Annotated in this window: 25 protein-coding genes; 14 read left to right on the top strand and 11 right to left on the bottom strand. The window is 57.7% G+C overall.

The genetic code is table 11. The features are described from left to right. Position 1 precedes the first annotated feature (1 nt). Both ABLV30_RS10170 and ABLV30_RS10165 read right to left on the bottom strand, forming a co-directional pair. Entirely contained in the window at positions 2-292 is a 291-nt protein-coding gene (locus ABLV30_RS10170; RefSeq protein ID WP_009654750.1) for a hypothetical protein, read from the bottom strand. A 192-nt stretch (positions 293-484) separates the two neighbouring features. Continuing rightward, positions 485-1,675 (bottom strand): MFS transporter, encoded by a 1,191-nt coding sequence (locus ABLV30_RS10165; protein WP_049070751.1) that lies wholly within the window; start codon positions 1,673-1,675, stop codon positions 485-487. Positions 1,676-1,870: 195 nt separating this feature from the next. Between ABLV30_RS10165 and ABLV30_RS10160 the strand changes: the two genes are divergently transcribed. Beyond that, positions 1,871-2,317, top strand: coding sequence for a glyoxalase/bleomycin resistance/dioxygenase family protein (locus ABLV30_RS10160; RefSeq protein WP_009654757.1), 447 nt, complete (start codon positions 1,871-1,873; stop codon positions 2,315-2,317). 49 nt (positions 2,318-2,366) lie between these two features. Further along, positions 2,367-2,585, top strand: a complete 219-nt coding sequence (locus ABLV30_RS10155; protein WP_025105738.1) for a hypothetical protein — start codon at positions 2,367-2,369, stop codon at positions 2,583-2,585. 3 nt (positions 2,586-2,588) lie between these two features. On the opposite strand, the gene ABLV30_RS10150 is transcribed toward ABLV30_RS10155, so the two are convergent. Continuing rightward, on the bottom strand, positions 2,589-2,978 hold the full coding sequence (locus tag ABLV30_RS10150; protein WP_042945239.1) for a VOC family protein: 390 nt from the start codon (positions 2,976-2,978) through the stop codon (positions 2,589-2,591). A gap of 156 nt (positions 2,979-3,134) precedes the next feature. On the opposite strand from ABLV30_RS10150, the gene ABLV30_RS10145 reads away from it, so the two are divergent. After that, positions 3,135-3,755: a LysE family translocator gene (locus tag ABLV30_RS10145; protein WP_109240399.1), complete on the top strand. Its 621-nt coding sequence runs from the start codon at positions 3,135-3,137 to the stop codon at positions 3,753-3,755. A gap of 207 nt (positions 3,756-3,962) precedes the next feature. Next, the gene (locus tag ABLV30_RS10140; RefSeq protein WP_109240397.1) at positions 3,963-5,150 is read left to right on the top strand and encodes a YbfB/YjiJ family MFS transporter; all 1,188 of its coding nucleotides are present in this window, start codon (positions 3,963-3,965) and stop codon (positions 5,148-5,150) included. On the opposite strand, the gene ABLV30_RS10135 is transcribed toward ABLV30_RS10140, so the two are convergent. After that, positions 5,133-5,969 carry a LysR substrate-binding domain-containing protein gene (locus ABLV30_RS10135; RefSeq protein WP_032719157.1) on the bottom strand — a complete coding sequence of 279 codons (837 nt, stop codon included), beginning with the start codon at positions 5,967-5,969 and terminating at the stop codon, positions 5,133-5,135. The genes ABLV30_RS10140 and ABLV30_RS10135 overlap by 18 nt on opposite strands. A 92-nt stretch (positions 5,970-6,061) precedes the next feature. Between ABLV30_RS10135 and ABLV30_RS10130 the strand changes: the two genes are divergently transcribed. Next, the gene (locus ABLV30_RS10130; RefSeq protein ID WP_134898107.1) at positions 6,062-7,108 is read left to right on the top strand and encodes a nitronate monooxygenase; all 1,047 of its coding nucleotides are present in this window, start codon (positions 6,062-6,064) and stop codon (positions 7,106-7,108) included. A gap of 31 nt (positions 7,109-7,139) precedes the next feature. On the opposite strand, the gene ABLV30_RS10125 is transcribed toward ABLV30_RS10130, so the two are convergent. The 4 genes from ABLV30_RS10125 to ABLV30_RS10110 all read right to left on the bottom strand — a co-directional run bounded on the left by ABLV30_RS10125 (position 7,140) and on the right by ABLV30_RS10110 (position 10,572). Beyond that, a complete protein-coding gene (locus tag ABLV30_RS10125) occupies positions 7,140-7,799 on the bottom strand; it encodes a methionine ABC transporter permease (RefSeq protein ID WP_187228212.1) in 660 nt (219 codons plus the stop codon). After that, positions 7,796-8,587: an ATP-binding cassette domain-containing protein gene (locus tag ABLV30_RS10120; protein WP_014229467.1), complete on the bottom strand. Its 792-nt coding sequence runs from the start codon at positions 8,585-8,587 to the stop codon at positions 7,796-7,798. The genes ABLV30_RS10125 and ABLV30_RS10120 overlap by 4 nt, the downstream gene beginning before the upstream one ends. After that, positions 8,584-9,390 (bottom strand): MetQ/NlpA family ABC transporter substrate-binding protein, encoded by an 807-nt coding sequence (locus tag ABLV30_RS10115; RefSeq protein ID WP_032719155.1) that lies wholly within the window; start codon positions 9,388-9,390, stop codon positions 8,584-8,586. The genes ABLV30_RS10120 and ABLV30_RS10115 overlap by 4 nt, the downstream gene beginning before the upstream one ends. Before the next feature lie 153 nt (positions 9,391-9,543). Beyond that, a complete protein-coding gene (locus ABLV30_RS10110; protein WP_265800019.1) occupies positions 9,544-10,572 on the bottom strand; it encodes an isopenicillin N synthase family oxygenase in 1,029 nt (342 codons plus the stop codon). A 271-nt stretch (positions 10,573-10,843) separates the two neighbouring features. On the opposite strand from ABLV30_RS10110, the gene ABLV30_RS10105 reads away from it, so the two are divergent. Continuing rightward, a complete protein-coding gene (locus tag ABLV30_RS10105) occupies positions 10,844-11,119 on the top strand; it encodes a VF530 family protein (protein WP_014229464.1) in 276 nt (91 codons plus the stop codon). Between the two features lie 41 nt (positions 11,120-11,160). Here the strand turns inward: ABLV30_RS10105 and ABLV30_RS10100 are convergent, their stop codons facing one another. Together ABLV30_RS10100 and ABLV30_RS10095 are read right to left on the bottom strand one after the other, a co-directional pair. After that, positions 11,161-11,349 carry a hypothetical protein gene (locus ABLV30_RS10100; protein ID WP_004134116.1) on the bottom strand — a complete coding sequence of 63 codons (189 nt, stop codon included), beginning with the start codon at positions 11,347-11,349 and terminating at the stop codon, positions 11,161-11,163. 131 nt (positions 11,350-11,480) lie between these two features. After that, positions 11,481-11,690: a YdgH/BhsA/McbA-like domain containing protein gene (locus tag ABLV30_RS10095; RefSeq protein WP_004102265.1), complete on the bottom strand. Its 210-nt coding sequence runs from the start codon at positions 11,688-11,690 to the stop codon at positions 11,481-11,483. A 333-nt stretch (positions 11,691-12,023) separates the two neighbouring features. Between ABLV30_RS10095 and ABLV30_RS10090 the strand changes: the two genes are divergently transcribed. The 7 genes from ABLV30_RS10090 to ABLV30_RS10060 are packed head-to-tail and all read left to right on the top strand — an operon-like array spanning position 12,024 to position 17,153. Next, on the top strand, positions 12,024-12,764 hold the full coding sequence (locus ABLV30_RS10090) for an amino acid ABC transporter ATP-binding protein (RefSeq protein WP_004102264.1): 741 nt from the start codon (positions 12,024-12,026) through the stop codon (positions 12,762-12,764). An 8-nt stretch (positions 12,765-12,772) separates the two neighbouring features. Then, positions 12,773-13,471 (top strand): ABC transporter permease subunit, encoded by a 699-nt coding sequence (locus tag ABLV30_RS10085; RefSeq protein ID WP_148850175.1) that lies wholly within the window; start codon positions 12,773-12,775, stop codon positions 13,469-13,471. Positions 13,472-13,480: 9 nt separating this feature from the next. Further along, the gene (locus ABLV30_RS10080; protein WP_025105727.1) at positions 13,481-14,233 is read left to right on the top strand and encodes an amino acid ABC transporter permease; all 753 of its coding nucleotides are present in this window, start codon (positions 13,481-13,483) and stop codon (positions 14,231-14,233) included. After that, complete coding sequence (locus ABLV30_RS10075) at positions 14,223-15,065, top strand: transporter substrate-binding domain-containing protein (RefSeq protein ID WP_014229459.1); 843 nt, start codon at positions 14,223-14,225, stop codon at positions 15,063-15,065. The genes ABLV30_RS10080 and ABLV30_RS10075 overlap by 11 nt, the downstream gene beginning before the upstream one ends. A gap of 4 nt (positions 15,066-15,069) precedes the next feature. Beyond that, positions 15,070-15,609, top strand: a complete 540-nt coding sequence (locus ABLV30_RS10070) for an L-2-amino-thiazoline-4-carboxylic acid hydrolase (protein ID WP_032749052.1) — start codon at positions 15,070-15,072, stop codon at positions 15,607-15,609. Continuing rightward, on the top strand, positions 15,597-16,352 hold the full coding sequence (locus ABLV30_RS10065; RefSeq protein ID WP_187228211.1) for a VOC family protein: 756 nt from the start codon (positions 15,597-15,599) through the stop codon (positions 16,350-16,352). Before ABLV30_RS10070 ends, ABLV30_RS10065 begins: the two co-directional genes overlap by 13 nt. A gap of 12 nt (positions 16,353-16,364) precedes the next feature. Continuing rightward, positions 16,365-17,153, top strand: a complete 789-nt coding sequence (locus tag ABLV30_RS10060; protein WP_187228210.1) for a pyrroline-5-carboxylate reductase dimerization domain-containing protein — start codon at positions 16,365-16,367, stop codon at positions 17,151-17,153. Here the strand turns inward: ABLV30_RS10060 and ABLV30_RS10055 are convergent. After that, a complete protein-coding gene (locus ABLV30_RS10055) occupies positions 17,150-18,106 on the bottom strand; it encodes an AraC family transcriptional regulator (RefSeq protein ID WP_187228209.1) in 957 nt (318 codons plus the stop codon). The two genes, ABLV30_RS10060 and ABLV30_RS10055, sit on opposite strands and share 4 nt — an antisense overlap. A 108-nt stretch (positions 18,107-18,214) precedes the next feature. Between ABLV30_RS10055 and ABLV30_RS10050 the strand changes: the two genes are divergently transcribed. Beyond that, entirely contained in the window at positions 18,215-19,414 is a 1,200-nt protein-coding gene (locus tag ABLV30_RS10050) for an MFS transporter (RefSeq protein ID WP_014838552.1), read from the top strand. Positions 19,415-19,503 lie beyond the last annotated feature (89 nt).

Genomic DNA, 19,503 nt, shown 5'->3' with positions numbered 1-19,503 from the left:
ATCAGTCGGCGTTCTTAAGATCTTCCGCGCGTTTGGCGGTGGCGTAGACAAAATCGAGCATGGGTTCAAGGTCGGTATCGTAGCCGGCCTGAATGATTTTGCCGCGCAGCCATTCGATCTCGCTGGTAATATCCGGGTGGAATATATTGTTGTCCTGCGCTTTACGCAGCCACTTGAGCAGGAAATTATTTTTCCCGCGGATACCGCCTGATTTCTTCGATTTTGCGTGTATTTTCAGCGCCACCAGAATGCAGTAATAGAAATGAACGCGCTGATTAAAACTTTGGTGCATGTCTTTGTTCCCGCCAGAATCAGGTTGCGGACGGGCATGGACCTTAAACATGCGGTCTCTGATATTCACCCGTACCACCATCGCGCCGCTTGCCGGACGCTGAGGCGATGGTGGCACGGAAGCCGAATTGCCGTCAATTATTGATTAATTTTTTACCCATATTTGCGCCGGTTATCTTTCGACGATGCCTCCTCAGGTTCGCGGTAAAGCAGCGCGTTGTTGCAGGTAAATGCGCAAAATCAAGATAAATGCCAGCGCGACCACCGCCGCCGCCAACAAATAAATAGTCTCCAGATCGTAATAACCGGCCACCCAGCCGGCGACCGGGCCGGTTAATCCCAACGCCAGATCGAGAAAGGCCGAATAGGTGCCCAGCGCGGTGCCCTGATTCTGTTCTTCAACCTGTTTCACCGCTTCCACGCCAAGCGCCGGGAAGACCAGCGAAAAGCCCGAGCCGGTGAGAAAGGCGCCCATTCCGGCCATCCACGCCGAGGAGGCCGACCAGATGATCAGCAGGCCGATACATTCGATCGCAAAACAGATTAACGATACCCGCACGCCGCCGTAGCGGGTAATGGTGTTGCCCAGGATCAGGCGGATGCAGATAAAACCGATGCTGAACAGGGAGAGGGTAAACGCCGCGCCTTGCCAGCTATGGGCGGAAAAGTAGAGGGTAATAAAGGTTGCGATAACCCCAAAACCGACGGTACCCAGCGCCAGCCCCAGCCCGTAGGGCCAGATTTTGCGCGCCACCACATGAAACGGCGCTCTGATCCCCGCCGTCACGCTGACGTCCTGCCGCGTACGGGCATAGAGCAGGCCAACCGCCGCCGCCAGGATCACCACGGCGGCAAATCCGCTGATGCCAAAATAGCCGTTAAGCATGACACCCAGCGGGGCGCCGACCGCCATGGCGACGTAGGTCGCCACGCCGTTCCACGAGATCACCCGCGAAGTGTGAATCGCACCGACGGTTTTGATCCCCCAAAGGGTCGCGCCGGTGGCGGTAAAACTTTCCCCTACGCCGAGGAAAATGCGCCCCACCAACAGCGCGGCAACGGCCAGCGGCGGCGAGGATTGCAGCAAGACCGCGAGCAGCGTGAAGAGACCGCTGAGCAGGCAGCAAACAATCCCCCGACTGACGACTTTTTTCGGCCCCCAGATGTCGGTGTAGCGGCCCGCATGCGGGCGGCTGATCAGGGTTGAGATGTACTGAAGGCTGATGACCACGCCGGCGATAAAGGGGCTATAGCCCAGCTGATAGTGGATATAGCCCGGCAGTACGGCGAGCGGCAGGCCAATAGAGAGATAGCAGATACAGGTAAAAACAACGATAGAAATAATACGCAGATTAAGCTGAGTGGTGCTGGCGGAAGTGGTCATAACGCGAAGTATTGAAAACCAAAGGGAAGCTAAGCATAGCGCAGCGCCGTCGGGCGCAACGAGCAGAGCATGCGTTTTCTCAATGATTCAGGCAAACGCACTAAAAATAGTCATGAGAAAAGAGGATTCTGGGCAAGTCGTGCGCGGCAGAGTATAAAATCTGTTAACGCATCACGGATAATGACAGGAGAGAGTATGGAATACGATTTAGACGGTATGGATGTGCTTTTTGTCGCCGGCTTTGGGCCGATAACGCAATCGACGCCGGCCAGCAGGGAGTTTTATGTGGCTGCGCTGGGCCTGCCGCTAAAACCGATGCCCGGTAACGAAGAGTATCTGCTGACCGAACATGACGCCATCGGCGGGGTAAAACATTTTGCCCTGTGGCCGCTGGCGCAGGCGGCGCGCTCCTGCTTTGACGCCGATCTCTGGCCTGACTATCTGCCGGTGCCGCAGGCGTGGGTCGAGTTTGAAGTGCGCGATATCAACACCGCCACCGACGCGCTGAAGGCCAGAGGCTATCGTCTGCTGGTGGACAACCGCATTGAGCCGTGGGGGCAAACCGTCACGCGGCTGCTGAGCCCGGAAGGGCTGCTGACAGGGATTACCGTGACCCCGTGGCTGCGCGAGGGCAAAGCCTAATGGCATGCATGAGCCGCCCATCATCCCCTGCGATCGGCAGGGTGATGGAATGCTGATTTATGACGTATTCGGGCGCCATATTGGCGTCCAGCGCCAGGGCGAACGCTGGCTACTTTTCCGCGTCGATCTGAACGAGCAGAAATGTTCGCCGCTGCGTGGGATCATCATCCCGGACGATCTCCCGGAGGCGGAAATTCCCGGCTGGCTGGGCGATATTTTTCACGAAGCGGCAAGCCCGCGCCATCCTGACGTCCGGCTTATGGAGTAGCGTCTATGGCCAGCTTCTGTTTTGCAGCACCACGCGATAACCGTCGCCGTCGACAAAGGTTTTACCGTTCACATTCCAGTACGGATTGAACGCGCTGACCGGCGCAAAACCGGCGGTCAGCATTTTCGCACACTGTTCCCGCCATTCCGCGGCTTCCGGGTAATAAAGCACCAGCAAATCTTCCTCGCCCGGAGAGGGCTTCACCGGATGATGATGGCAGAGGGTGAATTCAAGATGCCAGCCGAGATCGCGGCGTCCGACCATCACGCCGCTAAAGCCGTCATGATCGGCAAACTGCGCGATTTGCTCCAGCCCCAGGCCTGTGCAGTACATGTGGCTACTGAGTGAAAGGTCGGTGACCGGCCTGGCGATGCGGATAGCGTTAAGCGTCATAACAGCCTGTATCGATAAAGGTTTGGTCGATTGACTGTATCCGCTTTTGCGGCGGCCATTTGTCACAAAGAGCTTTTAACGCGCCCGGCAAAGCGAATTTATTCGATTGTCTCTGCGGCGGGTTTTATCTAGAATCTTCGCTTTCGGAGAGAGAAAATGTCCGTTGCTGATTCCCTTCTTGCTTACTCTTTTGCTGCCCTGTTGCTCACCCTTACCCCAGGCCTGGATACCGCTTTAATCCTGCGAACCGCGACCGTTGAAGGCGGAAAAAAAGCCTTTCAGGCGGCGCTGGGCATTGATACGGGATGTTTTATCTGGGGGGCTGCGGTCGCCTTCGGTCTTGGGGCGCTACTGGCGGCATCGGAGCTGGCTTATGACCTGCTCAAATGGTGCGGGGCCGCCTATTTATGCTGGCTGGGCATTCAGTTAATTCTCAAGCCGCGCGGCCATTTTGTTCATCAGGACAGGGCGACGGCGCCGGCAAGTAACTGGTTTTTAAAAGGGATGATGGGCAATGTGCTCAATCCGAAAATGGGGATCTTTTACGTCTCTTTCCTGCCGCAGTTTATTCCGGCCGGCCACTCGCCCATCGTCTGGACGTTCCTGCTGGTCGCCATCCACGTGGCGATCGGGACGCTCTGGTCGTTAACGTTAATCCTGACCAGCCGTTCTGCCGCTCGGCTATTAAAGACGCCGCTATTTATTCGGTGGATGGACCGCGCAACCGGCGGCCTCTTTATGTTATTTGCTGCCAAACTGGCTTTTAGCCACCGTTAAATCCCTCTGGACAAGGATGTCCAGCGCCTCACTCCACATTTCGTTACTCGCCGAAGCATCCCGCGGCCGTTGCCGTAAAGTTTCTCCCCGCAGGCCGGGCGCTGCCGCATGGCGCTGCTTGCGCATCGTGGTAAGCGAAATCATAATAAATAGAGAATTATTGTTAGTTATAATTCTTTATTTGAGAATAATAATGGAGGGGAGTGGGTGAACGTTTTTGCAACCAGGCCGGAATGGAAGGCCTTTCTGCTGGCGCTGGCCGGTTCGGTCGTGCTGATCGTTGGCATGGGCTATGGCCGGTTTGCCTATACCGGGATCCTGCCGCTGATGCTCAATGAGCAGCTGCTGACGCTGCGTGAAGGTAATCTTGCCGCTTCGGCGAACTATGCCGGCTATCTGGCCGGCGCGCTGCTGCTGGCGAAAGCCAGGCCCGCGGACGCCAGGTGGCTAAGCCTGCTTTCCGCACTGTTGACGCTGGTGTGCCTGGCCTTACTGGCGTTCCTGGTTTCCCCCCTGGCGATTATTGTGGTGCGCGGAATTGCCGGATTACTCAGCGCGGTGACGCTGATCGCCGCCTCCCTCTGGCTACTGCAGCATATGAAGCACCCTAACGGCGCGCCGGTGCTTTTTTCTGGCGTCGGAATGGGGATATTCTTGTCGGCGGAATTTATCTCCCTGGGGAAGGCGCTGGCGCTCTCCAGCCAGCAGATATGGCTGATATGCGCGATAAGTTCTGGCGTGCTTTTTGTTCTCGCGCTGCGTCTGCTGCTGAGCCCCGCCGACTACCTTATCGCTTATCAACCCGCCGCGAGCGCACACCGCGAGGAGGGCGAGGGGCGGGTGCGGGAGGCGTGGAAACTGCTGCTGATTTATGGCCTGGCCGGCTTTGGCTACATTATTACCGCCACCTATCTTCCGCTGTTTCTCAGCGGTTCGCTGAACGTTATCGATCCGGTGCAGATCTGGGCCATTTTCGGCCTCGCCGCCGTTCCCTCCTGCTTTATCTGGCACCGGCTGGTCATTAAGCTCGGCTACCGCCGCGCGTTTACCCTTAATTTGCTGATTCAGGCAATCGGCGTCATTCTCCCGGCGTGGAGCCATGCGTTACCGTTTTGCATATTAAGCGCGCTGCTGGTGGGTTGCACCTTTTTGGGCACCGTGACCATCGCGCTGTCCGAGGGGCGGCGGCTTAATCATCTGGTTTCGTTCAATATGATTGCCGCCATGACCGCGACCTACGGCATCGGGCAAATCGTCGGCCCGCTGGTTGCCGGAACGCTGTATGACCGCAGCGGGTCGTTTAATCCTTCGCTGAGCGCGGCCGCCATTGCGCTGCTGGCTGCCGCCGCGCTGGTGGCGGCAGGGGCGCGGCGAGCGTCAAAGGTCGGAGGCTGATTCCAGAAGCTGGCGCATTTTCTCGAGAGCGGGGGACGCGTAGCCTTTGCGCCAGATAAGCTGGGTGATCGCCTGGCCAACCGGCCGCAGCTGGCTGGCTTCGGGCAGCGTCAGGGTATCGAGCACGCTCTGCGGCACGATACCGGCATAGCCGCCGGAGGCGACGCAGGCGAGCATCGCGTGATAGGAGCCGACGTCCTGGATCTCGCTCTCCACCTCCTCTGATTGCGCCAGAAACGCTTCGCCCATCGCCCGGTAGGTACAGCCCTGCGCAAAGGCGGCAAAGCGAAAGCGCTGTGGGCTGGCGGGAAGCACCAGCAGCAGCTGTTCTTTAAAGATGGATACGTACTCCAGGTCATCGGGCGGAGGCGTTCCCTGCGGCAGGCTCACCAGCGCGCAATCCAGCGCGGCGTCCAGCACCTGTTGGGTCAGCTGACGGGTGGGCTGGGTTTTGAGGGTGAGCGTCACCTCCGGGCACAGCGCGCGAAACCGGGGAAGCAGCGGCGGCAGGCGGCTGGCGGCGGTGGCGTCCATCGCCCCCATGCGTAAATTGCCGCCCGGCGTCGCCGGATGCAGCGCCTGTCTGGCCTCTTCGGCCAGGCTGAGGATCTTCAGCGCGTAGCCCAAAAAATGTTCACCGGCGGGGGACAGCAGCATCCTTTTATTGCCGCGGGCAAACAGCTCCACGCCCAGCTCCTCTTCCAGCTGGTGAATGCGGGTGGTGATATTGGACTGGGCGCGCCCCAGCCGCTTTGCCGCGCGGGTGACGCTGCGCTCTTGCGCCACCGTTTTAAAAATCTCTAATGTGGTGTGGTTCATATTTTTATTCTTAATTTGAAAATAATGTTGATCTTATCATCTCTAAAAGAGATTTTAATGGCCCGAACGCACAAATTTCAACAGGGCAAACCATGAGCAACAGGCTTACGCAGCAGCTTGATATTGATTACCCCATTATTCAGGCGCCGATGGCCGGCGTGTCGACGCCGGAACTGGCGGCAGCGGTCAGCGGGGCCGGCGCGCTCGGCTCGCTGGGGCTGGGCTCGTCAACCGTAGAGCAGGCTGAAACGCTGATTAACCGGACCCGGCACTTAACTACCCGTCCGTTTAACGTCAATCTGTTTTGCCACGCCCCGGCGGTAAGGGATCCGCAGCGTGAAGCCCGGTGGCTGGCGCGGCTGCGCCCGGAATTTGCGCGCTTTGGCAGCTTGCCGCCGGAGACGCTGGCGGAAATTTATCTCAGTTTTCAGCAGCAGCCGCGGATGGCCGAGTTGCTGCTCGACCTGACTCCGGCGGCGGTGAGCTTTCATTTTGGCGTGCCGGATCGTGAAACCCTTCGCCGACTGCGGGAAAAGGGGATCGTCACTCTGGCGAGCGCGACCAGCGTGGCAGAGGCGCTGCTGGCCGTAGAGCAGGGAATCGATATGGTGGTGGCGCAGGGCTACGAGGCCGGCGGCCATCGCGGCATCTTTGATCCGCTGGCGCCCGACGGGCAGATGAGCACCTTTACTCTGGTTCAGACGATAAGACGGCATACCGATATTCCGCTTATCGCCGCTGGCGGCGTGATGGACGGCGCGGGAATTAACAGCGTAATGAACCTGGGCGCAGACGGGGCGCAGCTAGGGACGGCGTTTCTGCTGTGCCCGGAATCGTCCACGGATGGCGGATACCGTGAGGCCCTTAAAAGCGCATTTGACGGGCAAACGGTTTTAACCTCAGCCATTTCCGGACGCCCGGCGAGATGTCTGGTTAACGGCTGGCGTGAAATAAACGATCCGCCGCTGATTCCGGCTTATCCCGTGGCTTACGACGCCGGAAAGGCGCTGGCATCGGCGGCGAAAGCGCAGGGAGATCGTCAGTACGGTGCGCACTGGGCCGGGCAGGGAGTGAGCCTGATTCGCGAGCTGCCGGCAGCGGAGCTGATACGCACCCTGGTGCGCGAAAGCGGGTTTTAATCGCGGATGGCGCGCGGCCACCCGCTTATTGTTAACGACGGTGGGCGAGGCCGCGGACCAGACGGTCGCCGGCCATCTGCACGCCCTGCACCAGCGCGACCAGAATGAGCACGGTACCGAACATCACCTCGTTATTGAAGCGCTGATAGCCGTAGCGAATGGCCAGATCGCCCAGTCCGCCGCCGCCAATCACGCCCGCCATCGAAGAGAAGCCGATCAGCATAACGATGGTCAGCGTGATGCCGGCCAGCAGCGTCGGCAGCGCTTCCGGCAGCAGCGATTTAAAGATCACGTGCCAGATATTGCCGCCCATCGATAAAATCGCCTCGATACGCCCGTAATCCACTTCATCCAGCGCGTTCTCCGTCAGCCGCGCAAAGAACGGAAAGGCGCCAATGGTGACCGGAACCACCGCGGCGGTACTGCCGAGGGTGGTGCCAATAATCAGCCGGGTGAACGGGATCAGCGCGATCAGCAGCACGATAAACGGCAGCGAACGACCAAGGTTGATAATCGCGCCCAGCACGGCGTTGAGCTTCGGCATCGGCGCCAGGCCGTTGCGGCGTGAAACAAACAGCAGCACGCCGGTCGGCAGCCCGAGCAGCACGGTAAACAGCGCCGCCAGGCCGACCATATAAACGGTATCTACCGTGCCCTGAAGCAGCAGCGGCCAGAGATCTTCCCAACTCATGCTACTCCGCATAATGGCCTCCCGTGAAAACCGTGGCGAGCGAGGAAATCCCGCTCTGCCTGAGGATCGTGCAGCAGCGACTGCCGTAGCCGCGACCATGGCGCCACCAGCAAATCGGCAATTCTGCCGCTTTCAATAATCTCCCCGTGCTCCAGCAGCGCCGCGTGGTCGCAGAGGGTTTTCACCACTTCCAGCTCATGGGTGATCAGCACGATGGTGAGGTTCAGCTTTTGGTTGATATCCGCCAGCAGGCTGAGCACCGAGGCCGTGGTCTCGGGGTCGAGGGCGCTGGTGGCCTCATCGCACAGCAGCACATCCGGCCGCGCGGCCAGCGCGCGGGCGATCCCCACGCGCTGTTTTTGCCCGCCGGAAAGCTGTGACGGAAAGGCGGCGGCTTTATCCGCCAGCCCGACCAGTTCCAGCAGCTCCGCCACCCGCGCCTGGCGGGCGGCTTTCGGCACTTTGGCTATCTCCAGCGGCACCGCGACATTGTCGGCGACGCTGCGGGCGTGAAGTAAATTAAAGTGCTGGAAGATCATGCCGGTACGCAGCCGGTACTCGCGCAGCGCGGTTTTATCCATCCGGGTAATATCGTTCCCGTTCACAATAATGCGGCCCGACGTGGGCCGCTCCAGCAGATTCAGGCAGCGTATCAGCGTACTTTTGCCTGCACCGCTGCGGCCGAGGATGCCGTAAACGGCTCCTCTCGGCACCTGCAGAGAGACATCGTTTAGCGCCGGTCGGCCTGTTCCGGCATAGGTTTTACTCAGCCCGACAATCTCAATCATGACTGAGGAGCTACCGGGATCACCGAGCCGTTATACTGCTTACGAATAAATTCGGCGACCTGCGGCGAGGTGAGGTCTTTGGCCAGCGCCTTGATGCGCGGATCGTTCGCCAGCGCCGGCGTTGTCACCAGAATGTTGGCGTACGGGTTGTTGGTCGCGCTCTCCAGACCCAGCGCGTCTTTGGCCGGCACCAGCCCGGCTTCCAGCGCGTAGTTGCCGTTTATCACCGCCAGGTCAACGTCATCCAGCGACCGCGGGATCTGCGGTGATTCAATCTCAAGGATTTTCAGGTGCTTCGGGTTTTCCACGATATCTTTCGGCGTTGCCAGGGTGGTCGCCGGGTCGGTGAATTTTGCCGCCAGCTTAATCAAACCCTGATTTTGCAGCAGGAACAGCGCGCGGCTCAGGTTAGTGGTGTTATTCGGTACCGCCACGGTGGCGTTCTCGGGCAGCGATTTAAAATCTTTATGCTTGCGCGAATAGATCCCCAGCGGCTCAATATGGACGGTCGCCGCGACGGCGAAGGTTTTGCCCAGCGCTTTTTCCTGATCTTTCAGATAGGGGACGTGCTGGAAGTAGTTGGCATCGACATCGCCGTTGGCCAGCAGTTCGTTGGCGTTAACGCCGCTGGTGAGTTCGACGATTTTCAGGTCGAGGCTGGGATCGATCTTCTTAATGTAGTTAAGGATCTCGGCGTGCGGCACCGGGTCCGCGGCGACGCGCAGCGCGGCGGCCTGGGCGGAACTCCATGCCAGAGAGAGAGACAGTGCAACCCCTGCCAGTTTAAATGCGGCATATTTCATCATCTTATTCCTTGTGTTGTTGTTATGTTTATACCCGTCATACTTCAAATTGCATGTGCGTTGGCTGCGCGCGCTCACCCGAATCACTTACCAGAGTAAGCTCATCGGGATTCACTGACTTGCCGCCTGCCTGCAACCCGAATTATCTAGGGTCTACACGATCAATTGCTCGGCGCGTTCGCGAAAAACATCCTGGTAGTAGCGCTCGGCGACATCAGGATGCGAACGCAGACGCCCTTTCAGGTAATTCCAGCCCACCTCGCGCAGCAGCGGGTTTTGCGGGTCGCTATCCGGTCCGAGGGCTTCGCGGGCCAGCTCGTCGGGCAGCGTGTAGACGGGGACCACGGCATTCAGCTGGGCGCCGAGGAAGAAAGCGATCGACAGCCGCTGCTGGTTGGCAGGCGGCGAAACGACCCGGTGCACCGTTGCCCGCAGATAGCCGTTGGTTGCCAGCTCCAGCAGCTCGCCGATATTCACCACAAAGCTGCCCGCCAGCGGGGTCGCGTCAATCCAGCGGTCAGGGGAGACTTCGACCTGCAATCCTTTCTGCTCATCCTGCAGCAGGAAGCTGAGGAAGCCGGAGTCCTTATGCGCGCCAACGCCCTGGGCGCTCTGGGTCTCCTGCTGGCCGGGATAGCGGATCAGCTTGATATGTTCATTGGGCTTATCGCCATACAGGCCATCGAAGGCATCCAGCGGCAGGCGCAGCGCTTCGGCGAAGGCGCGCAGCAGGGTTATCCCAACCTGGGCCATTTCCCGTTGCCAGGTCAGTAATGTGGGTTTGAGCGAGGGCAGCGCCTCTGGCCAGAGATTCGGCCCCTGCAGGCGCTGCCAGCGCGGCGCGCGTTCGCTAAGCTGCAGGGCCGGGCGCTCGGCGCCGATATCGAACTGCTCGCGCCAGTCGGGTTGACCGCGGGTTAATTCAGAAGCGGCGCGGTTGTAGCCGCGAAAATGCGGAGAGTGAATCATTGCCACCCTCTGCTTTTGATCGTCGGGCAGGGCAAAAAAGGCGCGGGATTGCTGCTGCACGGCCTGCTGCAGCGACTCATCGACGCCGTGGTTGATCAGATAAAAGAAACCGATATCGCGGGCGGCGTGGCGCAGGTCGGCGAGAAACGCCGCTTTTTCAGCGGGGTCCGCGTAGCGGGCCAGATCCAGTATCGGTAAGGTTGTCGCGTTCATTGTGTTCTCCGAAGGCGGTATTCAGTTGTTTTCGTCGATTCAGATTCAGGGTTCGGGGACAACAACAGCGCATGATCGATTCCTCAGTCGGGTGGTTGAAGCCAGCTTGCCTTAAGCGAAAATAATCAACCAATAACGTTCTTTTCTAATTTATGACCGTGGAGGGTTCTGTGCTTTTGCGAATTTTGGATAAGGGGGAGGCGGGGCTGTTGCGATTGGCGTCGGGAGCCAGTATGGTGAGCAAAATTTTTAATTCAGGTAAAGAGACGCAATGCAGCACCCAAACGATCCTCTGCACGGCATCACGCTGGAAGCGCTGTTAAACGCGCTGGTCGCGCGATATGGCTGGGCCGAACTGGCGAAACGCATCAACATCAACTGCTTTAAAAGCGAGCCGAGTATTAAGTCGAGCCTGAAGTTTTTACGCCGCACGCCGTGGGCGCGTAAAGAAGTGGAAGCGCTGTATATCGATTCGTTGTCCGATACCGATACGGCAAAAGCGGAAGCGCCGGCGGATAATCCGTGGGCACACTGGCAGAAAAAGTAGGGCGCGCAGCGGATAATTCCGCGCGCGCCCTGGGCTGTGTGTTACTGAAGATTGCCTGCGGTCAGGCTCTCTTTATCAAAGGCATGGCTGACATCAATATGATTCTGATGCACGGACGTGTCGATATTTGAACCTGCCTCCGGACGCGCAAAGCTATTCTCTGCAGCCATCGCCCCGGACGAAAGTGTAGCGGCTAACAGCAGTGCGGTGACTACGCCGATATTTTTCATATTCTGTTCCTTATTTCATCGTGTTGTCGCTGTCGCCTGTGTCTTCCGGCGGCCCGGCAATATTGTTATATACCCTAAATAATTCGGGTTGCAGGACAACGCACATGCAACTTGAAGTATGACGGGTGAGTTTATTTCGTCAGTTCTGCGGTCATATGCACGCGGTTATTGAACTGAGCGCTGGTGATTTTGTAAGAGGCGCCTTGCTCTGCGGCCTGAGCGGCAATTTTGGCTTCTGCGCGGTCCAGTGTGGAAGCGCTGGCGCTGATGCTCTGCGCAAACGTACCGAAAGAGATCATAGAGAGTGCGGCAACTGCAACGAAAGTTTTGATGGATTTCATGGTCGTATTCCTTAAGCGTTTTGTCAGTGTTGGAGCGTTGTTGCCCTGATGTGATAAATAATAGGCCGACGACGCGATGATTAAAATCGAAACAATTTGTTCTCATTGTTCAGTAAATTTGAATAAAAAATGTCGGTTACCGCAATCCTGTTTTGCAAATAAGGTTTAATTACAATCAAGCCTCATTGTCATAACAAATATATAAAAAGTTATTTTTTGACTTTCGATAGATGATTTTCTTGTTTGCTATCATCTGAACGGCGGCAATATAGTTTTTGTACAGCAATAAATGCCGGTGTGCGGCAAATAATCATTATTCACGAATATCTCATTATGATAACGCTCAATAAGATCAGTAAAAGCTTCTCCGGTGAAAGAGTGCTAAAAGAGGTATCGCTTAGCATTCATTCCGGCGAGATTATTTGCATTATTGGCCCCAGCGGCTCGGGGAAAACCACGCTATTACGTACGCTTAATTTCTTAGAGCCTGCCGATAGCGGGCAAATAAGAATAGATGATGTGGCGCTGGATTGCGCAAAAGCGGGAAAAAAGGAGATTGAAAAACTACGGTCAAAAACCGCTATGGTTTTTCAATCGTGGAATCTTTTTCATAACCTTACCGCACTGCAAAATATTACCGAAGGACTGATATACGCTAAAAAACGCCCGCGGCAGGAGGCGCTGGCTATTGCTGAACGACTCTTAAAGCAGGTGGGGTTGCTGCATAAAAAAGACCACTATCCGCACAGTCTCTCCGGCGGCCAAAAGCAGCGTATCGGTATTGCGCGGGCGCTGGCCATTAACCCCGCCGTTCTGCTGCTGGATGAACCGACCTCAGCCCTGGATCCGGAAAAAGTCGGTGAAGTGCTGGAGCTTATTCAGACCATTGCTGCCGCGGGCCAGACGATGATCATCGTGACCCACGAAATGGCGTTCGCCCGTCAGGTCGCTTCCCGGGTGGTATTTATGGAAAACGGCGAAATCGTTGAACAGGGCCCGGCGGAACAGATATTTGGCGCGGCGCAGCAGGGCCGAACCCGGGCGTTTCTTGCGCAACTGCACTATCATGCCTGAGGCTGATGATGAACAATAACCCGCTGTTTAGCTGGCAGGATATCGCCGGAATAGTGCCGAAGCTGCTGGAAAATTTACCCGTGACCCTCGGTATAACGCTGGCGTCGCTGCTGCTTGGTTTAACGATCGCGCTGCTGATTGTGCTGCTGCAGTTTAGCCGCTTTAGGCCGCTCAGCGCGGCGGCAAATGGGTATACCGACATTCTGCGCGGCGCGCCTCTGGCGCTGCTGATCCTGCTGTTTTTCTTCGGCGGCAAATTAATTTTGACCGCGCTGGCGCTGCCGCCGCTGTGGATTAGCGATACCACCTTTGCGGTGCTGTCTATTTCGGTCAGCATCAGTCCCTACTTTGCAGAAATGATGCGTTCAGCGTGGCGCGCGGTGGATAGTGGCCAGAAAGAGGCCATTATCAGCCTGAATATTCCCTGGCATCAGGGAATACGGCGGATTATTTTCCCCCAGGGGCTTATTATTGCTATTCCCGTCTTTGGCAATCTTTTAATTAATCTCGTAAAAATGACCTCGCTGGTCAATATTATTGGTATTGTGGATATTTTTGGGCGGGCACAAAAGATTTCGCAAAATAGCTACGGGGCGAAACAAGTCGCGGCATTTATTAGCGTGATTATCGTCTACTGGGTGCTGAATAGTATTATTCTCTATTTTACCACTCGTATTGAAAAGAAATATCAGTTCCTGCTGGAGTGATAAATTAACATGTTTAGCCTGGCGTTCATTCGCGACAATTTTACGTTTATTTTAAGCGCGCTGCCGGTCACCCTGACGATAACGTTATTATCCTTACTGTTTTCCACTTTGCTGGGCGCAGCGCTGGCGTGGGCGATTATTCGTCAGGTACCCGGCGTTCAATGGCTGGCGAGGGTATTCCTCTCCTTTGGCCGTTCGGTCCCGGTCCTGGTGATGCTGTATTTCTTTTTTTACGTCTGGCCGTGGATTGCCGCCGGGCTGTTTGGCGGCCCGCAGGACACGATGTACCGCTATAAACTCTCGCCGCTGGCGGCGGCGGTCACCGCGCTGTCGCTGATCTTCAGCGCTTATTTCGCCGAAACCTTTCGCGCGGGATGGAATGCGGTTGATAAGGGGCAGCGCGAGGCCGCGTGGTCAATCGGGCTAAGCGGATTCACGCAGTTCCGACGCATTATTTTTCCACAGGCGGCGGTATCCGCGCTGCCGAACTTTACCAGCGTGCTGATCGATCTGATTAAAGACACCTCGCTGGTTTACACCATCACCGTTGTTGATCTGATGGCGAAAGCCAATATCGCCGCCGCGCGCGGGTTTCATTTTGTCGAAGCCTACTGCGTCGTGCTGGTGATTTATATCGTGCTGTGCCTGGCGATTGCCAGAGCATTGCGCAGTGCAGAAAGGTTTCTGAGCGCCCGCTGGCAAGGAAACGCAGAAAAGAGTGTTCCACGGTTATCATTTTGGGGAAGGTATTTTGAAAAATAAAATTTTACTGGTGAGTGCGCTGGCGTTGGCAATGGGAATGAACGCCGCGCAGGCGGTTGAAAAAAGCGCAAACGCGAAAACGGTTGAGGTTGTCGTCAATGCTAACGGTTTTCCCTTTAGCTTTGTTGACGATAACAACAATATTACCGGTTACGATGGCGACCTGTTAAAGGTGCTGGACCAGCGTTTAACCGACTATACGTTTCATTTTAATGCGGTCTCGCGCGATGCGATGATCGTCGGCCTATCGACCGGCGCCTATACCCTCGCGGCGGATCACTTTTATCTCACCAAAGAGCGGGCGGAAAAATACGACCACTCCGGCGAGCCGACAGGGATCAGCGATTTGCGCCTGATTGTGCGTAACGATGAGAACGATATACATAATCTCGGCGATCTCGCCAGCGGGAAGAAAAAGCTGGTGCCGATTCATACCTCCGACGCCCGTTATACGGTGATTGAAAACTACAATAAAAAACATCCAGGCCAACAAATTAACCTGCAGCCCAACGGCGAGCAGTCCGCCGCCGATATCTTTAAAGCGGTAGCTTCCGGGGAATACGATGCGGCGATTTACCCCATTGGCGCGCTGCTGGCGTTAAATAAGGCGCTAAATCTTAATCTGAAAGCGTCGGATTCCGTCGGCCTGTTTCCTAACGTCTATTTGTATAAAAAAAATACCGATCCGCAGCTAATCAAAGCGATTGACGCGCAGCTGGTTGCCCTGAAAAAGGACGGCACGCTCGCTGAGCTCTCGCGGAAATGGTACGCCGAAGATGTGTATGCCCTGCCGGGCGCCAGCGACGTGAAAGTGAATACCGACTGGGAATAAGCGCATGACGCAAATAAGCTCGGAACCGGCGCATAACGCCGCCACCTTAAACGATGAGGTGACCCTGGCGCTGCGCGCCATTACTGAAAAACGCGCGGCAACGATCGGTTACCTGTTGGACGAAAGCCGACAACGCCATATCGCGGATGATTCTGTCCGTGAAGCAATACGCCACTATGGCCGCGATATCGGGCATAAGCTGCGCGCGCAAATGCGCGATCGAAAAGATTTGCAGGAGTTTGCCGGGCTGTTTACCCGCGGTCTGGAATCTCAGGTTTATGAGATGGAGCCCGTTAGCGCCAGCCGGGCCGAATTTATCGTCCTGTTTCACTACTGTCCCTATGTCAACTGCTGGCGGCAGCAGGGGCGAGGCGCCAGCGAAATTGAGACGCTGTGCGATATCTGCATGGAAGGCGATCGTGCGCTAACCGACGCGTTTCCGGGGCTGCATTTAGAGGTGCAGACCGCGCTGGCTCGCGGCGATGCCGCCTGTCGGCTGCGTTTTTATCAGGCAGAGGAGCGGGAGGGCGAATGGCAATCTTAACGTGGGACCACGCGGTCCAGTTTGTTAATCAGCCGGAAGCGGCGATTCAGGCGCTGAGCGGGCAACAGCTCAACGCGGTGGCCGGTGGACACCACCCGGGCTGGGGGACCAGGAATGCGCTGAGCTATTTCGGCCTGACCTATATCGAATTTCTGGCGATTGCCGATGATGCAGAGCTGCTTTCCGCCGCGGAGAAGTTTTTACTCTCCCGGGATGCGTCGCGGCTGCTGCCGGATAATGAAGCGCTGTATCGGGTGGCGCTGCGTAGCGACGATATTGAGCGCACGCATGCGGAGTTGCACGAGCAGGGCCTGCGGGTTTCGCCGATCGTCAACGGCCAGCGCGACGATCCGCAGGGCAACGTTATCCGCTGGCGGATCTTCACCATTGACGGCGATTTTGACGGCCTGGTCTATCCCTTTATTCTGCAATGGGGGGAAGAGGATGACGCCCGGTTGAGCCGCCTGCAGGCACAGGGTCTCGCTGCGCCGCATCCTCTGGGGGAGATTGAACTGCAGCGCGCGGTTTTCACGGTACAGCATCCTCAGGCGGTGCGCGACCGCTGGCAGCTGCTGTTTGGCTTTGCCCCGCAAGGCGAGCAGGGGCTGGCGGTGGGCGGTCGAGAGTTTCTTTTCCGTCAGGGCGCGGCGAACCAACTGACTGAACTGGTGTTTCGCGTTGCTGACCCGGCGCTCAAAGGCCGACGCTTTCGCGTTGGCAACGGCGAATATCTTTTTGAATAAGGAGTAAGACTCATGACCAGGGTCCATTTTTTTGGCGCCGGACAGATGGCGGAGGCGATTATTCGCGCGTCATTAAGCCACGGTGCGCTGCGGGCGGACGCGATCTCGCTGGAGGATATCGACAGCGCGCGAGTCGAGGCTCTGCGCGCCCGTTATCGGCTGTCGGGCGACGGTGGCGTAAACGAAGCCGCTTTGCTGGTGCTGGGGATCCGTCCGCAGGACGATCTGGCGGGGGTGGCGAACCGCGTGCGCTCGCAGCTAAACGGCTCGACGACGGTGGTTTCTCTGATCGCGGGGGTGACCCTGGAAAAGCTGGCCTCCCTGTTTGGTGCGGCAACGCCGATTGCCAGGGCGATCCCCAATACCCTGACCGATACCGGATTTGGCTATAGCGGCGTGACCTTAAACCCCCACGCCAGCGCGGCTGAGATCGAGCCGTTTCTGCGCGGCTTTGGCAAAGTGCTGTATCTGCCTGAGCGGTTGATCGATATCTTTACCGGCTTTGGCGTCGCGGGCCCTAACTATATTTACTACTTTATTGAGTCCCTTACCGATGCCGGCGTACTGGCGGGGCTGCCGCGGCCCCAGGCAACGGAGGTGGTGCTGGAAAACCTGCTCGGCGCGGTCGAGATGCTGCGCCAAAGCCAAAAGCATCCGCGCCAGCTTCTGGATATCAACAACTCCCCGGCGGGCGTCGGGATCCACGGTCTGTATGAGCTGAACAACAGCGATTTTGCCGCTGGGCTTCAGCGCAGCGTACTGGCGGCGGTCAGGCGCACCCGTGAACTGGGACAGTGCTAAAATCCTTCTTCCCGCGACAGATCGCGCAGCGCGCCCGGCGCCTTTCCGATAATGCGTTTAAAGGCGCGGCTGAAGGCGGCATGAGAACTGTACCCCAGCCTGAAGGCCACTTTTTCCAGCGCCTGACCCTCATGGGAAATGTACTGCACCGCGAGGCGCATACGCAGCTCGGTGAGATAGCGGGCGGGCGTGGTGCCGGTGGCGGAGAGGAAGCGTTCAGCAAATACCGAACGTGAAATTCCCGCCTCTCGGGCCAGATCCTCGACTTTCCAGTTAATGCCCGGCTGCTGATGCATAACGTAAATGGCTTTAGCCAGCTTAGGATCGCGCAGCACCTGTACCCAGCCGGTGGCGTTGCCGCAGCCACACTCCACCCAGCCGCGGACAATCAGCGCGGCGACCACATCGGCCAGCCGCGCCAGAATGCCGGCGTAGCCCGCCTGTCGAGTGAGGCTTTCGCGTTCCATGGCCGCCAGCATCGGCGGGATCTCCGGACGGCTGGTCAGCAGGCTGCTGACCAGCATCACTTCGGGCATCGCTTTGACCAGCGGCTGCATACCGCCCAGCTCAAAGTCCATACAGGCGCTGAAGATAATGGCGCTGTCGCTTTTCGCGTCGTCGCAGGCGTTTTTGACGCAGCTTACCGAGTCGCAAACCGGTTCGCTGGGCAGTCTGGACACGTTAACCACCGTTGCCTGGTCATCGGAGAGCAGCACGTGACCATCGCCGTTCGGAATAAACAGCGCATCGCCGCTCTGCAGCATCAGGCGCTGGCCGCTGACCATGCGCAGCAGTACCGGTCCCCGGCTGATAAAGTGGAACTGCGCTTTACCGGGTACGAAGCCGAATTCGACGCCAAAAGGGCGGGAGATTTCGATGCGGCGGTAGTTGACGCCGGAAAGGCGCATGCCGCGCAGAAGTTCGCTGGTGAGATCGAGGGCGTGCTGAGTCATAACATCATTCCCGGACGAATTATCAATAATCAAGGAGTATGCATCATAGATCGTCCGAACAGAACCGCCTAATCTTAACGAAATGTTAATTGTTCTGGAGAGATGTTTATGAGTTCCTGCATTGCAGCTGAAGAGAGCCAGGCCAACGCCAGGCCCGCGTGGCGCGCCGTCTATGCGCTGGCGCTGGGGGTGTTTGGCCTGATTGTCGCCGAGTTTCTTCCTGCCAGTTTGTTAACGCCGATGGCGGCAAGCCTGGGCGTTAGCGAAGGTATGGCGGGGCAGGCGGTCACCGCGACGGCGCTGGTGGCGTTAGTTACCGGGCTGCTGATCACCACCGCGACGCGAAATATTGACCGCCGCTGGGTGCTGATGTTCTTCTCCGTTTTGCAAATTATCTCCAGCATGATGGTGGCCTTCGCCGGTTCGCTGGAGTTTTTGCTGCTGGGGCGTCTGCTGCTGGGAATCGCCATCGGCGGCTTCTGGTCGATGTCGACCGCGACCACCATGCGTCTGGTTCCGGCGGCGATGGTGCCGAAAGCGCTGGCGATTATCTTTTCCGCCGTTTCCATCGCGACGGTGGTTGCCGCGCCGCTGGGCAGCTATTTCGGCGCGCTGATCGGCTGGCGCAACGTATTTCTTATCTGTGCGCTGCCGAGTGTGGTTGCGCTGCTCTGGCAGCTGTGGGTTCTTCCTTCCATGCGTCCGGAGAGCGTCGGCAGCTTCGCTACCCTGTTTAAGGTGCTGCGTCGGCCAGGTATGATTGGCGGCATGCTCGCGACAATCCTGATTTTCAGCGGCCACTTCGCCTTCTTTACCTATCTGCGTCCGTTCCTCGAAACCGTGGCGCAGGCCAGCGTCGAAGGGGTTTCTCTGATCCTGCTCGGTTTTGGGGTAGCGAACTTTATCGGCACCTCGATTGCCGGACATCTGTTGGCCCGAAGCCTGCGCCTGACGCTGGCGCTGGTGCCGCTGGCAATGAGCGTGCTGGCGCTGATGATGGTAACGTTCGGCCACGTCGCGCTGCTGGACGGTCTGCTGGTGGCGATGTGGGGCTTTGCTTTTGGTCTGGTGCCGGTGGGCTGGTCGACCTGGCTTGCCACCACGGTGCCGGATGAAGCTGAAAGCGCGGGCGGCCTGCTGGTGGCGTCTATTCAGCTGGCGATTAGCGCCGGTGCGGCTGGCGGCGGTGCGGTATTCGATCTCAACGGCGCGAGCGGCGTTTTTGTCGGCAGCGGCGTGCTGCTGGTCAGCGCCATGGTGATAGTGCTGTTTGCGGTAAGAGTCAAGCCAGTCGTGAGCGAGGAGTAGGGCCTTTCAGGGCTACAGCACCGCAGATTGCTGTTAACCCGTAGCCCGGGTAAGGCGTTTACGCCGCAACCCGGGGAATATGCCGTGAC

Origin of the sequence: Klebsiella sp. CN_Kp113 (genome assembly GCF_040064585.1) — a bacterium.
Classification (GTDB): Bacteria; Pseudomonadota; Gammaproteobacteria; order Enterobacterales; family Enterobacteriaceae; genus Klebsiella; species Klebsiella michiganensis.
Note: the sequence above shows the minus strand (reverse complement) of the source record. Positions and strands in the feature narration are given on the sequence as shown.

Excerpts from the sequence above, each read along its gene's own strand:
- ABLV30_RS10170 (WP_009654750.1), bottom strand. The coding sequence starts at position 292 with ATGCACCAAAGTTTTAATCAGCGCGTTCATTTCTATTACTGCATTCTG.
- ABLV30_RS10165 (WP_049070751.1), bottom strand. The coding sequence starts at position 1,675 with ATGACCACTTCCGCCAGCACCACTCAGCTTAATCTGCGTATTATTTCT.
- ABLV30_RS10160 (WP_009654757.1), top strand. The coding sequence starts at position 1,871 with ATGGAATACGATTTAGACGGTATGGATGTGCTTTTTGTCGCCGGCTTT.
- ABLV30_RS10155 (WP_025105738.1), top strand. The coding sequence starts at position 2,367 with ATGCTGATTTATGACGTATTCGGGCGCCATATTGGCGTCCAGCGCCAG.
- ABLV30_RS10150 (WP_042945239.1), bottom strand. The coding sequence starts at position 2,978 with ATGACGCTTAACGCTATCCGCATCGCCAGGCCGGTCACCGACCTTTCA.
- ABLV30_RS10145 (WP_109240399.1), top strand. The coding sequence starts at position 3,135 with ATGTCCGTTGCTGATTCCCTTCTTGCTTACTCTTTTGCTGCCCTGTTG.
- ABLV30_RS10135 (WP_032719157.1), bottom strand. The coding sequence starts at position 5,969 with ATGAACCACACCACATTAGAGATTTTTAAAACGGTGGCGCAAGAGCGC.
- ABLV30_RS10130 (WP_134898107.1), top strand. The coding sequence starts at position 6,062 with ATGAGCAACAGGCTTACGCAGCAGCTTGATATTGATTACCCCATTATT.
- ABLV30_RS10125 (WP_187228212.1), bottom strand. The coding sequence starts at position 7,799 with ATGAGTTGGGAAGATCTCTGGCCGCTGCTGCTTCAGGGCACGGTAGAT.
- ABLV30_RS10120 (WP_014229467.1), bottom strand. The coding sequence starts at position 8,587 with ATGATTGAGATTGTCGGGCTGAGTAAAACCTATGCCGGAACAGGCCGA.
- ABLV30_RS10115 (WP_032719155.1), bottom strand. The coding sequence starts at position 9,390 with ATGAAATATGCCGCATTTAAACTGGCAGGGGTTGCACTGTCTCTCTCT.
- ABLV30_RS10110 (WP_265800019.1), bottom strand. The coding sequence starts at position 10,572 with ATGAACGCGACAACCTTACCGATACTGGATCTGGCCCGCTACGCGGAC.
- ABLV30_RS10105 (WP_014229464.1), top strand. The coding sequence starts at position 10,844 with ATGCAGCACCCAAACGATCCTCTGCACGGCATCACGCTGGAAGCGCTG.
- ABLV30_RS10100 (WP_004134116.1), bottom strand. The coding sequence starts at position 11,349 with ATGAAAAATATCGGCGTAGTCACCGCACTGCTGTTAGCCGCTACACTT.
- ABLV30_RS10095 (WP_004102265.1), bottom strand. The coding sequence starts at position 11,690 with ATGAAATCCATCAAAACTTTCGTTGCAGTTGCCGCACTCTCTATGATC.
- ABLV30_RS10090 (WP_004102264.1), top strand. The coding sequence starts at position 12,024 with ATGATAACGCTCAATAAGATCAGTAAAAGCTTCTCCGGTGAAAGAGTG.
- ABLV30_RS10085 (WP_148850175.1), top strand. The coding sequence starts at position 12,773 with ATGAACAATAACCCGCTGTTTAGCTGGCAGGATATCGCCGGAATAGTG.
- ABLV30_RS10080 (WP_025105727.1), top strand. The coding sequence starts at position 13,481 with ATGTTTAGCCTGGCGTTCATTCGCGACAATTTTACGTTTATTTTAAGC.
- ABLV30_RS10070 (WP_032749052.1), top strand. The coding sequence starts at position 15,070 with ATGACGCAAATAAGCTCGGAACCGGCGCATAACGCCGCCACCTTAAAC.
- ABLV30_RS10065 (WP_187228211.1), top strand. The coding sequence starts at position 15,597 with ATGGCAATCTTAACGTGGGACCACGCGGTCCAGTTTGTTAATCAGCCG.
- ABLV30_RS10060 (WP_187228210.1), top strand. The coding sequence starts at position 16,365 with ATGACCAGGGTCCATTTTTTTGGCGCCGGACAGATGGCGGAGGCGATT.
- ABLV30_RS10055 (WP_187228209.1), bottom strand. The coding sequence starts at position 18,106 with ATGACTCAGCACGCCCTCGATCTCACCAGCGAACTTCTGCGCGGCATG.
- ABLV30_RS10050 (WP_014838552.1), top strand. The coding sequence starts at position 18,215 with ATGAGTTCCTGCATTGCAGCTGAAGAGAGCCAGGCCAACGCCAGGCCC.